The organism is Enterococcus sp. C102(2024) (assembly GCF_040888205.1).
In the GTDB taxonomy this organism is placed as follows: domain Bacteria; phylum Bacillota; class Bacilli; order Lactobacillales; family Enterococcaceae; genus Enterococcus; species Enterococcus faecalis.
In genome coordinates this window covers 827,527-841,408 of sequence record NZ_JBFOHH010000001.1, presented here as the reverse complement: position 1 = coordinate 841,408, position 13,882 = coordinate 827,527, and the positions used below count along the sequence as shown (strand labels likewise).

Genomic DNA, 13,882 nt, shown 5'->3' with positions numbered 1-13,882 from the left:
GTACTTGAAGGATGCTGCAAAAAATAGAGGAGGAAGAACATGTCAGAAGAAAAGAAAACACAATTGTCTGAAGCGTTTTACGCACAAGACGACACAGTTGTTTTGGAGAAAATGAACACAACAACTGATGGATTAAGTGCACAGGAGGCTCAAAAGCGTTTAGAAACGTACGGGGAAAATGTGCTAGATGAAGGGAAGAAAAAATCACTTGCCGTGAAATTCTTTGAGCAATTCAAAGATTTTATGATTATTGTTTTATTAGCGGCAGCGGTCATTTCAGCCGTCTTTTCCCATGATGTGGTAGACTCGATTATCATCTTAGTGGTTGTTATCTTGAACGCCATCTTTGGGGTCATTCAAGAAGCCAAAGCGGAACAAGCCATTGAAGCATTAAAAGAAATGTCTTCACCAAATGCGAATGTTCGCCGTGATGGACACGTCATTACTGTTAAAAGTGATGAATTAGTACCAGGCGACATTGTTTTATTAGAAGCAGGGGATGTCGTTCCAGCTGATTTACGTTTATTGGAAGCGAATAGCTTAAAAATTGAAGAAGCAGCGTTAACCGGTGAATCTGTTCCAGTTGAAAAAGAAGTAACCATCTTAGAGGGAACCGATATTGGTATCGGTGACCGAATCAATATGGCTTATTCCAATAGTAATGTGACGTATGGACGTGGTCTTGGCGTTGTGGTTGGCACAGGAATGAATACAGAAGTCGGTAAAATTGCTGGCATGCTAGCAAGCGAACAAGAAACGGAAACGCCTTTAAAACAAAACTTAAACCAATTGGGTAAAATGTTAACAATTGCCATTTTAGTCATTGCAGCGGTGATGTTTGTGGTAGGAATGATGAATGGTCGTTCATGGATTGACATGTTATTAACGTCAATTTCGTTAGCTGTAGCGGCAATTCCAGAAGGATTACCAGCGATTGTCACGATTATTTTGGCTTTAGGGACTCAAAAAATGGCCAAGAAAAATGCGATTGTCCGTAAGTTACCAGCCGTTGAAACATTAGGAAGTACAGATATTATCTGTTCAGATAAAACAGGTACGTTAACCTTAAATCAAATGACCGTTGAAGCGTTGTATACAGATGGTCAAGTTTTATCTGCTTCCACAGAAATTCCTGCTGATAATATGGCTTTAAAAATCATGAACTTTACGAATGATACAAAAATCGCTCAAGATGGTTCATTAATTGGTGACCCAACAGAAACTGCCTTAGTACAATTTGGTTTAGATCATGCGTTTAACGTAACCGAAAAAGTAGCAGCTGAACCTCGTGTGGCAGAGATTCCTTTTGACTCTGATCGTAAATTAATGACTACTGTTCATGAATTAAAAACAGGTGGCTTCCTAGTTTCTGTCAAAGGTGCACCAGATGAATTATTGAAACGTTGTACGGAAATCTTATCAAATGGAGAAACAAGTCCATTAGATGAAACAAAACGTCAAGAAATTTTAAAAACCAACACTTCATTAGCGAAACAAGCCTTACGTGTTTTAGGAATGGCTTATAAATATGTTGAGACGATTCCAGCCGAAATGAGTTCTGAACTTGTGGAAAAAGATTTAACATTTGCTGGTTTAGTCGGTATGATTGACCCAGAAAGAAAAGAAGCTGCAGATGCTGTAAAAGTCGCGAAAGAAGCGGGTATTCGTCCAATTATGATTACGGGTGACCACCGTGATACAGCAGAAGCAATTGCGGCACGTTTAGGCATCATCAAAGAAGGCGACGACGATGCAGTCATTACAGGCGCTGAATTAAATGAATTGTCAGATGAAAAATTCGCACAAGTCGTGGGACGCTACTCTGTCTATGCTCGTGTTTCACCAGAACACAAGGTTCGGATTGTTAAAGCGTGGCAACAAGAAGGAAAAGTGGTTGCGATGACTGGTGATGGCGTAAATGATGCTCCAGCCTTAAAAGCTGCTGACATCGGGATTGGTATGGGGATTACCGGAACAGAAGTATCAAAAGGTGCTTCAGATATGGTCCTTGCCGATGATAACTTTTCAACAATTATTGTAGCAGTAGAAGAAGGACGTAAAGTCTTCTCAAATATCCAAAAAACGATTCAATATTTACTTTCAGCTAACTTAGGGGAAGTATTAACCTTGTTTATTGCAACAATGCTCAATTGGGATACCTTGTTACCTGTTCACTTATTGTGGATTAACTTAGTAACGGATACTTTCCCAGCGATTGCGTTAGGTGTGGAACCAGCAGAACGTGATGTGATGAGCCATGAACCTCGTGGTAAAAAATCGAACTTCTTCTCTGGCGGCGTTTTAAGCAGTGTTGTTTATCAAGGGATTACGCAAGGGGCATTGACTTTGATTGTGTACAAAATGTCAATTATGTTCCCAGCACATACCGCAGCTAACACAAACTTATCGGCGCAAGCGTTGTATGATTTACAACACGGCGATGCTTTAACCATGGCCTTCGCTACTTTGGGATTAATTCAATTGTTCCATGCCTTTAATGTGAAGTCGATTTATCAATCAATTTTCAAAGTTGGCTTATTCCGCAACAAATCATTTAACTATGGGATTCTTGTTTCGTTCTTGCTATTAGCTGCAACGATTGTTATTCCAGGATTTAATGATTTATTCAGCGTCACACATTTAGATGCATATCAATGGGCAATTGTAGCAGGTACTTCTTTTGCTATCATCCCAATTGTGGAAATTGTGAAGTTCTTCCAACGTAAAGCAGGTAAAGGTGCTTAATAAATAAGAAAAGAAAATTGGCTGGTACTTAAACCAGTCAATTTTTCTTTATGTAAGGAGTGAAAGGGCTTGAAACGGAAAATTATTTTCGAAACACAACGACTTATTGTCAGAGAATGGCAGTTGGAAGATGAAGTGGAATTGAAAAAATTTTTGCAAGATGAAAATGTGATGTATGCCTATGAACACGCTTTTTCTGATGAAGAGGTTGCAAACTGGCTAAAGTGGAACTTACAGTCCTATCAAGAATACGGCTACGGCTTATGGGCGTTAGAGAAGAAGCGAACAGGCGAAGTCATCGGCGAGTGTGGACTCACCAATCAATTAGTAAAAGGCAAGAGCTATCCAGAAATTGGTTATCATTTATGTGTGAAAGAATGGCACAAAGGGTATGCGATTGAAGCTGCCGCAGCGACAAAACAGTACGCATTCGATGTATTAAATTTTCCAGAAGTTATTTCAACGATTCGTGATACGAACTTAGCCTCTATGAATGTCGCTATTCGAAACCAGATGCTTGTTAGGGATCGATACATTAAAACATACCATGGCAAAACGATGCCTCACTATGTTTTCTCTGTTAAGAATCAAAAGAATAAAGACTGAAAAAGTGCCACTTGTCAGATGGAATAGAAAAAGTGTAAAATGGAGTGAAAGAGAAAAGGGAAAAGAGGGATGGTTATGAGACCAAATTTAGGATTTTACGTTCAAACAATTAATGATATCGTTAAAACAACAGAAGATATTGGCGAAGTCATGAATCCATATTACGAAGAAGTTCGTCAAGCGATCGATAAGAATAAAGTGAATGATTTAACAGCCGAACGAATTGCAGAAATTCAAGCAAAATTTAAAGAAGGTACTGAAAAATATGAATTAATGCTCAAAAAAGTCGGAACATTAAAACCAACACCACAAGTACTTGGTATTCACAAAAAATTTCAACATGCTTATACAGAATATGTAGCAGGATGCAATGAAATGATTTTAGCAACAGATCCAGAAACAGGTATTGATGCAGATTTATTTAATACTTCAGAGGAAAAGCAGGATCAAGCAACGGATGAATTAACCTTTGCCATTACGCGAATGAGCAACATTCTTTTGAAAAAATAAAAAACTAATAAAAATAACTAACGAATTTAATATTTTTTTCATGTCTTTTTTATGGACAAAAGAGAAAGTGTATTGTATTATTAATTCATACCAACAACAACCTTTTTATTTTTCATTTTACTCTTATTGAGTAAATACTCCTTTTCCATCGGCAAAACTGCCGGTGGTTTTTTTGTTATTTTTTTTATTTAATAATAAAACAACCTTTGATTTTATTAAAATCAAAGGTTGTTTTAGCTTGTTAATTTTCAACATTTCGCACATAATCATCAAAGTATTGAATTAACTCTTTCTTGATTTGCTGATAATCTGCTTCAGAATAGTTCTTTTCTTCTAGCGTACCATTAAAAAATGGCAAATTTAGTTCTTCTTTTAAACGTTCAATCACTTCTTCTTGCTTCATAAGGACCCCTTCTTAACGAATTGTTCTCTTCTATTATAGAACATTGTAGTCATCCGTCAATTGTTCAAAGGCAATTTTCATTTCCTCTAGACGTTCATTCAATTGGTTGGTTTCATCTTCTTCATTGAAAAAATGTTGTTTTAATTCAAAATAAAAATTTTCGAAGGCTTGGAAAAAAGGCTCAGACTTGTTGTTTTCAAGAGCAGGAACACTTGTGTAGAGAACACGAGCGCTATGGTAGTAAGTAAAAACCTCGTTAATATTTAATAAAATACGCGCTTCCTCTGGGCGTGGTCGACTTGTAACTAAGTCATGTAAAGATAAACTTTTTGTATAGGTTTCAGATAAATAAAATAAAAATAGTTCCAATTGCTCTTTCGTTGCAGACATGAAAACTCCTCCTCAAACAGTAGTAACATTTATTATAAATGAAAATGAAAGTGCTTGAAAAGCAATGCGCTCAGCAAAAATAATTATTTTAAGGGAAAACTATAGTTGTTGCTTTAGCATTCTTTTTAATCATGATAAACTGAGAGAAGTATAGTAGGTCCTGACAGAGGAGGAAACAAATGAAAATTGTGATTATTGGTGCATCATTCGCAGGTATTTCCGCAGCAATTGCTTCAAGGAAAAAATATCCCCAAGCAGAAATTTCTTTAATTGACAAACAAGCAACAGTGGGGTATTTATCTGGTGGCTTAAGTGCGTATTTTAATCATACCATCAATGAATTACACGAAGCACGTTACATAACGGAAGAGGAATTACGTCGTCAAAAGATTCAGTTGCTTTTAAATAGAGAAGTCGTGGCAATGGATGTTGAGAACCAATTGATTGCTTGGACGCAAAAGGAAGAACAACAGTGGTATTCTTATGATAAATTGATTTTAGCGACAGGCGCGAGCCAATTTTCCACGCAAATTCGTGGTAGTCAAACAGAAAAATTACTCAAATATAAATTTTTATCAGGTGCTTTAGCGGCTGTTCCATTACTGGAAAAAAGCCAGACAGTAGCTGTCATTGGTGCAGGCCCCATTGGAGTAGAAGCAATTGATTTTCTTGTGAAAATGAAGAAAACTGTCCATGTCTTTGAAAGTTTAGAAAATCTATTGCCTAAATATTTTGATAAAGAAATGGTCGCAGAAGTTCAAAAATCTTTGGAAAAACAAGCAGTAATTTTCCATTTTGAAGAAACGGTCCTAGGAATTGAAGAAACAGCAAATGGTATTGTTCTTGAAACAAGTGAACAGAAAATTTCTTGTGACAGTGGGATTTTTGCTTTAAACTTACATCCTCAATTAGCCTATTTAGATAAAAAAATTCAACGGAATCTGGATCAGACAATCGCGGTGGATGCTTATTTACAAACTTCAGTGCCGAATGTTTTTGCCATCGGTGATTGCATTTCAGTTATGAATGAACCAGTCGCGGAAACTTTTTATGCTCCGTTAGTGAACAATGCGGTACGAACTGGCTTAGTAGTCGCCAACAATTTAGAAGAAAAAACGCACCGATTCATTGGTTCTTTACGAACAATGGGAACAAAAGTGGGGGACTATTACCTTGCTAGTACAGGTCTAACCGAAACGGAAGGTTTATTTTTTCCGCAAACACTTGCTTCCGTAATTGTTAGACAGCCAGCGCCGCCTCTACAACATGGGACAGAAATTTTAGGCAAATTAATCTATGATAAAGTGACACAACGGGTCCTTGGGGCACAGCTTTGTTCAAAAAACAATTGTTTAGAAAAAATAAATACGTTAGCATTAAGTATCCAAACAGGTCAGACACTGACAGACCTATTACAAAAAGATTATTTTTATCAACCTTCCTTAACCAATATTTATGATATTACAAATTTGATGGGTGCTTCGGCTTATTGGAGAGAGAACGATGAAAGTTGAGACGTTATTAGAAAAGAAAGCGATGCGACAATTATTAACGGTGCAACAAACCATCTTAGCAGGCGGCACCTGCTCAGTCTCTGATTTAACAGCATTCTTAGCGGTCACAAAAGCTTCCTTTGAAAAAGACTTAGAGGATTTACATTATTTTTTGAAACCTTTTGGACAGGATTGTCAGCTTACTTATGATGGCCAACAGCTATCAATCACCTTATCGGATTTTTTTTCGTTGAATCATTTAATTGAAGCATTTGTAAAAGAGTCTCTTAAATTTCAACTTTTAGATTATTTATATCGTAATAAAGAGTTTTCTATTGTTCAATTAACGACTAAATTTATGATTAGTGAGTCTTCTTTATTTCGAAAGATTAAGGAACTCAATCAATTGTTAGCCGCCTTTGATTTGCAAATAAAAAATGGACAACTACAGGGCGAAGAATTGCAGATTCGTTACTTTTACTTTCAGTTGTATTGGTATATTACTCCCTATGAAACACACCAGAAAAAAACGATGTCCCCGTTAAATAAACGGATAATTGAAGGGATTGAGACTGGCTTAGGTTTTACTTTTAATGAACATAATGCGTTAAAAGTTAGCCTTTGGTTGAGTATTACGAAAAAGCGCCTAGCGGTCACTTCAAAAAAATATCAACAATTGAGAAAGAAAATGATTGATTTTAAAGAAGATCCGTTATTTAAGCAAGTTCGACAATTGTTTTTCCGTTTTTCTAGTCGCTATTCATTAGAATTAGACGAAGGAGAAAGCATGATTCATTTTGTTTTTCTAATCACAATGTCGGTCTTACCAGAATCAGCTTTTGATGAATATTCCTTAATTCGGGGACGTCGTTCCGCTGTTTCTTTAGCTGATACGTTTATCTTGGAAAATGTGGTCTTGTATTATCGGCCCCATAAATTTGAACCTACTCTTGAGAAAACCATGGCTTACTATTTTTCACAAATTCATGGAAAACTGTATTTTTTTAAAGGAGAATTGGAAGTCTTTGATCGGGCCCATATCTGGGAAAAAGAACAGCAATTATCTAGTCGGGAATTAGCTTCTTTTTCAACAACGTTATTAGAAAAAGCTTTAGCTTGTTTTGATGAAACGTATCAACCAGGAGATAGTTTGCATGAACTTTCTCTGGTCAAATATTTAAGCGTGTTGGCATTAATTGAATTTAAAATGATTGGTGAAATAAAAATTGGAATTCATTTAGCAATGGATGCTCTTTATCAAGCGGCGTTAACACAAGTATTAATGCTTAGTCTTAAAAATATGAATGGCACGCTGGTGGAGAGGTATCAGCCTGAACAAACATATGATTTAATTGTGACCAATTATCAGCAAACGAGCTATCAAGGAACACCGGAAGTCTATGTTTTGTCAGAATTAAGTTCGACCTATGATGTGCAACAATTAAAAAAGAAAATACGCACCTTGCGGGAGAAATAAACAAAAGGTTGGTGTGACGGAAATTATCTGATCCTCGCACCAACCTTTTTACAACTAAAAGTCGAAAATTAGGCTTTTTTAAACAAAAATGTTTCTTTTTATTGAAAAATTAGAGATAATAAAAGTATTATTGAAAGCGTTGTCTTTGTTGGTTTTAGTAGAAATCCTTTCAATTTTTTTAAAATAAAAAAAGTTTTTGACATGTTTAGTTATTCTTTTGTCTGTAAGATAGGGACATAAAGAAAACGATTTCAAAAACGTTTAGGAGGAATTATCATGGCAGAAGAAAAATACATTATGGCGATTGATCAAGGAACGACTAGTTCTCGTGCAATTATTTTTGATAAAAAAGGAAACAAAATTGGTAGTTCACAAAAGGAATTTACTCAATATTTTCCTAATGCAGGCTGGGTGGAACATAATGCCAATGAAATTTGGAATTCTGTTCAATCCGTTATTGCAGGTTCTTTAATTGAGTCAGGAGTGAAACCAACGGATATTGCCGGAATTGGGATTACAAACCAACGGGAAACAACCGTTGTTTGGGACAAAGCAACTGGGTTACCCATTTATAACGCAATTGTTTGGCAATCACGCCAAACGACACCCATTGCTGATCAACTAAAAGAAGATGGCTACAGCGAAATGATTCATGAAAAAACTGGGTTAATCATTGATGCTTATTTCTCAGCAACGAAGGTTCGTTGGATCTTAGATCACGTAGAAGGTGCGCAAGAACGTGCAGAAAATGGAGAATTGATGTTTGGGACAATTGACACTTGGCTCGTTTGGAAATTAACGGGAGATACTCATGTCACTGATTATTCAAATGCAAGTCGGACGATGTTGTTTAATATCCATGATTTAGATTGGGATCAAGAAATTTTGGATCTTTTAAATATCCCACGAGTGATGTTACCGAAAGTCGTTTCGAACTCTGAAGTGTATGGACTAACAAAAAATTACCATTTTTACGGAAGTGAAGTTCCTATCGCTGGGATGGCTGGTGACCAACAAGCCGCTTTATTTGGTCAAATGGCCTTTGAACCTGGGATGGTTAAAAATACCTATGGAACAGGCTCATTTATTGTCATGAACACTGGCGAAGAACCTCAACTTTCTAAAAATAATCTGCTTACCACTATTGGCTATGGTATTAACGGCAAAGTATATTATGCCTTGGAAGGAAGTATCTTCGTGGCTGGTTCAGCGATTCAATGGTTACGAGATGGCTTAAAAATGTTACAAACGGCTGCGGAATCTGAAGCAGTAGCCAAAGCGTCAACAGGGCACAATGAAGTTTATGTGGTTCCGGCATTCACTGGTTTGGGCGCACCATATTGGGATTCACAAGCGCGTGGGGCTGTCTTTGGATTGACACGTGGTACCACGAGAGAAGATTTTGTCAAAGCGACACTTCAAGCAGTTGCGTATCAAGTTCGTGACATTATTGACACGATGAAAGAAGATACAGGCATAGATATTCCCGTCTTAAAAGTAGACGGTGGAGCAGCAAACAATGATTTCTTGATGCAATTCCAAGCAGATATTTTAAACACTGCTGTTCAAAGAGCCCATAACTTAGAAACAACGGCCTTGGGCGCAGCTTTCTTGGCGGGCTTAGCGGTTGGCTTCTGGAAAGACTTAGAAGAAATCAAAGCATTCCAAGAAGAAGGACAACAATTTGAACCAATTATGGCGGAAGAAGAACGCGAAGATTTATACGAAGGTTGGCAACAAGCAGTAGCAGCTACCCAACAATTTAAACGTAAAAATAAGTAAATGGAAAAGGGGAATTTTCTATGACTTTCTCAATAGAAACACGCCGACAATCAATCGACGCTTTAAAAACACAACACTTAGATGTCTTAATTATTGGTGGTGGCATTACTGGCGCAGGCGTTGCCCTGCAAGCCAGTGCCGCTAAAATGAAGACAGGGTTAATTGAAATGCAGGATTTCGCAGAGGGCACCTCTTCACGATCAACCAAATTAGTTCATGGTGGTATCCGCTATTTGAAAACGTTTGACGTGGAGGTGGTGGCAGATACAGTGAAAGAACGAGCCGTCGTTCAATCCATTGCGCCACACATCCCTAAAGCGGATCCCATGTTATTGCCGATTTATGATGAGCCAAATGCAACATTTAATCTATTTTCTGTCAAAATAGCAATGGATTTATATGATCAGTTAGCTGATGTAACAGGTACCAAGTACGCCAACTATCTGTTAACAAAAGAAGAGGTTTTGGCACGTGAACCACAACTAAAAAGTGAAGGTCTACAAGGTGGCGGTGTTTATTTAGATTACCGAAATAATGATGCTCGTTTAGTTATTGAAAATATTAAACAAGCAGTAGCTGACGGGGCACATGCTGTGAGTCGGGTTCAAGCGGTGGGCTTTTTATACAATGATGAAGGAAAAATTACTGGCATTCAAGCAAAGGACCTACTAACTGACGAACAGTTTGAGATTCACGCAGATGTTGTGATTAATACTACTGGTCCTTGGTCAGATAAATTAAGAGGCTTAGACAAAAACGATTCATTTACACCACAAATGCGTCCAACTAAAGGGGTTCATTTAGTTGTCGACAAAAGCCGTTTAAATGTTCCTCAACCAACGTATTTTGATACAGGTAAACAAGATGGCCGCATGGTCTTCGTTGTTCCAAGAGAAGAAAAAACATATTTTGGGACGACGGATACAGATTACCATGGAGACTTTCAACATCCAACAGTAGAACAAAGTGATGTGGATTACCTATTGGAAGTAGTAAATAATCGTTATCCAGAGGTACAATTGACAATTAATGATATTGAAGCCAGCTGGGCTGGCTTACGACCTTTAATTTCTGCTAACGGTGGCTCAGATTATAACGGGGGAAACAATGGCAAACTTTCAGATAAAAGTATTGATGAAGTCATTGATGTCGTTGACAGATACCAAAAAAACCAAACAGATAAACGAGAAATTGAAGAAGTCCTAAACCATCTAGAAGATAGTTTGGTGGAAAATAAAGTCAATCCTTCAGCTGTCTCTCGAGGCAGCTCATTGGAAAGATCAGCGGACGGCTTGCTCACTTTGGCTGGTGGGAAATTAACAGATTATCGTAAAATGGCAGAAGGTGCGATGAAAATGATTCAAACCATCTTAGCAGAAGAATACCAGAAAGAATTCACCTTAATTGATTCTAAAAACTATCCAGTTTCAGGCGGGAAATTGAACCCTGCAACGGTAGACGAAGAATTAGAAGCGTTGGCAAAACATGGCGTATCTAAAGGGTTAAGTGAAAAGGATGCACTATACTTAGCTCATTTATATGGCTCCAACGTATCAACTGTTTTTGAAATGATTGATGATGCCAAAGTAATTCCTGGTTTAACCTTAACAGAAACTGTCTCTTTAAACTATGCGATGGAAGAAGAAATGGCTTTAACACCCGTCGACTTTTTATTGCGACGGACCAACCACTTATTATTTATGCGTGATCGTTTGGACCAAGTGAAAGCGGGAGTCATTGAAGAAATGGCACAGCATTATCAATGGACAGCGGAAGAAAGAGCACGACACATTGAAACATTAGAAAAAGTAATTGAAGAATCAGATTTAAAAAATTTGAAAGTAGGGTGAAGAAAAAATGGGAACTTCGATGATGACACAATTATTCGGTGAATTTTTCGGAACGATGATTTTAGTTTTACTAGGGGATGGCGTCTGTGCCGCAGTTAACTTGAAGAAAAGCAAAGCCTTTGCTTCTGGTTGGGTCGTTATTGCTTTAGGCTGGGGCGCTGCTGTTACATTAGCTGTTTACATGTCTGGGTATATGAGTCCAGCGCATTTAAATCCTGCTGTAACAGTTGCGATGGCAATTACTGGAAACTTTGAATGGGGCATGGTTTTACCTTATATCGTAGCTCAAGTCCTAGGCGGTTTTATTGGTGGTTTAGTTGTCTGGTTAGCTTATTTACCCCATTGGAACATTACAGAAGACAAAGGTGCTATTTTAGGAACCTTCGCCACTGGTCCAGCTGTCCGTAACTATCCAGCCAATGTTTTAACAGAAATTATCGGCACATTTGTCTTGGTTTTTGGCTTACTAGCCTTTTCTCAAAACGACTTAGCGGCTGGCATTAACCCAATGCTTGTTGGGATTTTGGTCTTAGGACTAGGTCTATCATTAGGCGGACCTACAGGTTATGCAATTAACCCTGCACGTGATTTAGGACCCCGTTTAGCGCACCAAATTATTCCTGTGAAAACAAAAGGTGATTCTGATTGGGCTTATTCTTGGGTGCCAATTGTGGGACCTATCTTAGGGGCTTCATTAGCTGCAGTAATTTATTTATTCACTATTTAATAAAATGAAATGTAAATAGTTGTTTTAGACAATAAAAAACGCTTGTGAGAAGTAATCAATTCTTGCAAGTGTTTTTTGCTACATATTAAACCAAAAAAGATTTCCTTAGACATTTAGACAATTTGTCCAAATGCGGAACAGAACAATTTTCCTATATGATACAATAAAAGTGCACAAGTAATTGGGGAGTAACATTTCATACTTATTTGTCAATTTTAAGCTGGACAATGTGTTCAGTAATATATACTAATTTAAAAAGGAGTACATGATTTGAATGGGATACTGGTTTTGTTAGTGGGCGCTGGGTACATCGGTTGGGTTATTTATAGAAATGGTCGTACGTATTTCCGTTATAAAAAAAATCTAAAAAAATATCAAACGACGCACCATCTAACGGACAGTGACCTAGAGATGTACCAAAGAATTATGGACGAATTAAAAAAACAAATTATTTATTTAAACGAACTAACGAATAAGTCACGAAATTTAAAAAAAATTGAACAAGTAAAACTGGGTGTTGCTTCCGCTAAAGGCATCTTTAAACACTTAGTGAAGTATCCTGAAGCAATTACTCATTTTAGTGATTTTTTATATCATAAGGTACCAGAGATGTTACGAGCATCAGAACGGTTTTTAAGCATTAAAGAAGATAAATTGTCAACAGAAGAAATAACGCTTGCAACCAATGGTATCTTAAGTACCATAAGAGTGTTGTCGGAAAGTATCACAGATGATTACGAAAAATTAGTCTCCGAAGCATCTGAGGAAATTTCCTTATCAAAAAAATTAGTGGAGAGAAAAAATGGCTAAACAAAAGAATTTTTATGATACATATGATGCGCTTTTTCAAAAGCCAAAATGGTCGTTTTTTCCTGTCACAAGAACAGACACAGTAAAGCAACTTCCTAACCCAAATAAAAAAGTGGTAAAACCACAGACGAAAAAAAAGAAAAAACAAAAAAAGAACAAAAAAATTATTTGGATAGGCATTGCTGTAGCAATTGGCTTTATAGTATATATTGATCTTGCGGAGAAAGATGATTATTGGGATTACTCCGCTTCATCAGAAGATGTTTATCCTTTAAAAGAAGCTGGACTTACCACAACTGGACCTGTTGATTTAGAAAAACCACTAAAAGTCACAATAGAAAAAAATAAACTTTTATTTAATCAAGGCTATCAAATAGAAATTATCGGCGATGCCGATATTGAAACCAGTGGCGGAAAGAACTTTTTAATTTTACCTTCTACAGAGGAGTATCCAGATACAAAATATCTAGGCAATATCAGTTTTTATGAAAAAAGAGACTATTATACATCGGCAGGCATGTACCTTTCTGGCAATCTTGTCAACAGTCTTTCTGATTATTTAGATACAAGTAAAGAGTTTATCAAAGCATACCCAATTGATAAAATTGCTGATGTACAAACTGGCTATATTTTAAAACGGAATCAAGGATATACAGACATCTCAAAATATTATCTCTTTAAAGATGGGACGGGATTTGAATTAGAAGTCTCTGTTGACCAATTGGAAAAGGTCAAAGATCCCAAAGACTATTCTTCTTTTGTAAAAACATACGCAAAAGAAGTCGCTTTTATAGAAAAAAGTTTTAAATTTGAGTCTACTGATGAGGAATTTCGATAGAAAAAATAGTTTTCAGCTTCAAGTAGTGCCTAGTAACATCTTTGTTGAAAAAATGTAAGAGCCTGAGACAAAAAAATGATCAGCGGTGGAAGCGTAGCACTTTAAGGACTGAAGTACGACGTGTACCCACTTACTAGATTGTCTTTGAAGGTAACGTAGAAAAGAACAGCAATATACAAGTGACCTACAAACTATTTTCTGTCAGACTAAAACTGACAGAAGTGGTTTGTAGGTCGCTTGTTTTCATTATG

At 36.9% G+C, this 13,882-nt stretch carries 12 protein-coding genes; 10 read left to right on the top strand and 2 right to left on the bottom strand.

Going from position 1 to position 13,882, the window contains the following annotated elements; genetic code table 11:
- The first annotated feature begins 39 nt into the window (after window positions 1-39).
- The 3 genes from AB3I34_RS04085 to AB3I34_RS04075 all read left to right on the top strand — a co-directional run bounded on the left by AB3I34_RS04085 (window position 40) and on the right by AB3I34_RS04075 (window position 3,861).
- Window positions 40-2,745: a cation-translocating P-type ATPase gene (locus AB3I34_RS04085; protein WP_002419934.1), complete on the top strand. Its 2,706-nt coding sequence runs from the start codon at window positions 40-42 to the stop codon at window positions 2,743-2,745.
- Between the two features lie 69 nt (window positions 2,746-2,814).
- A complete protein-coding gene (locus AB3I34_RS04080; protein ID WP_010712588.1) occupies window positions 2,815-3,351 on the top strand; it encodes a GNAT family N-acetyltransferase in 537 nt (178 codons plus the stop codon).
- 69 nt (window positions 3,352-3,420) lie between these two features.
- Entirely contained in the window at window positions 3,421-3,861 is a 441-nt protein-coding gene (locus AB3I34_RS04075) for a hypothetical protein (protein ID WP_016615209.1), read from the top strand.
- 241 nt (window positions 3,862-4,102) lie between these two features.
- On the opposite strand, the gene AB3I34_RS04070 is transcribed toward AB3I34_RS04075, so the two are convergent.
- Both AB3I34_RS04070 and AB3I34_RS04065 read right to left on the bottom strand, forming a co-directional pair.
- On the bottom strand, window positions 4,103-4,264 hold the full coding sequence (locus tag AB3I34_RS04070; RefSeq protein ID WP_002357133.1) for a hypothetical protein: 162 nt from the start codon (window positions 4,262-4,264) through the stop codon (window positions 4,103-4,105).
- 33 nt (window positions 4,265-4,297) lie between these two features.
- Window positions 4,298-4,654 (bottom strand): hypothetical protein, encoded by a 357-nt coding sequence (locus AB3I34_RS04065; RefSeq protein ID WP_085444315.1) that lies wholly within the window; start codon window positions 4,652-4,654, stop codon window positions 4,298-4,300.
- Between the two features lie 179 nt (window positions 4,655-4,833).
- Here AB3I34_RS04065 and AB3I34_RS04060 point away from each other — a divergent pair, with 179 nt between their 5' ends.
- The 7 genes from AB3I34_RS04060 (at window position 4,834) to AB3I34_RS04030 (ending at window position 13,631) form a co-directional block, all read left to right on the top strand.
- Window positions 4,834-6,168 carry an FAD-dependent oxidoreductase gene (locus tag AB3I34_RS04060; protein ID WP_010712587.1) on the top strand — a complete coding sequence of 445 codons (1,335 nt, stop codon included), beginning with the start codon at window positions 4,834-4,836 and terminating at the stop codon, window positions 6,166-6,168.
- Window positions 6,158-7,624, top strand: coding sequence for a helix-turn-helix domain-containing protein (locus tag AB3I34_RS04055; RefSeq protein WP_002385844.1), 1,467 nt, complete (start codon window positions 6,158-6,160; stop codon window positions 7,622-7,624). The genes AB3I34_RS04060 and AB3I34_RS04055 overlap by 11 nt, the downstream gene beginning before the upstream one ends.
- A 276-nt stretch (window positions 7,625-7,900) precedes the next feature.
- Entirely contained in the window at window positions 7,901-9,406 is a 1,506-nt protein-coding gene (gene glpK / locus AB3I34_RS04050; protein WP_002357138.1) for a glycerol kinase GlpK, read from the top strand.
- 20 nt (window positions 9,407-9,426) lie between these two features.
- Window positions 9,427-11,256: a type 1 glycerol-3-phosphate oxidase gene (gene glpO, locus AB3I34_RS04045; RefSeq protein ID WP_075582903.1), complete on the top strand. Its 1,830-nt coding sequence runs from the start codon at window positions 9,427-9,429 to the stop codon at window positions 11,254-11,256.
- A gap of 7 nt (window positions 11,257-11,263) precedes the next feature.
- Window positions 11,264-11,983, top strand: a complete 720-nt coding sequence (locus AB3I34_RS04040; protein WP_002357140.1) for an MIP/aquaporin family protein — start codon at window positions 11,264-11,266, stop codon at window positions 11,981-11,983.
- Between the two features lie 282 nt (window positions 11,984-12,265).
- The gene (locus AB3I34_RS04035; protein WP_002395192.1) at window positions 12,266-12,793 is read left to right on the top strand and encodes a 5-bromo-4-chloroindolyl phosphate hydrolysis family protein; all 528 of its coding nucleotides are present in this window, start codon (window positions 12,266-12,268) and stop codon (window positions 12,791-12,793) included.
- Window positions 12,786-13,631, top strand: a complete 846-nt coding sequence (locus tag AB3I34_RS04030) for a hypothetical protein (RefSeq protein WP_085444207.1) — start codon at window positions 12,786-12,788, stop codon at window positions 13,629-13,631. The genes AB3I34_RS04035 and AB3I34_RS04030 overlap by 8 nt, the downstream gene beginning before the upstream one ends.
- Window positions 13,632-13,882 lie beyond the last annotated feature (251 nt).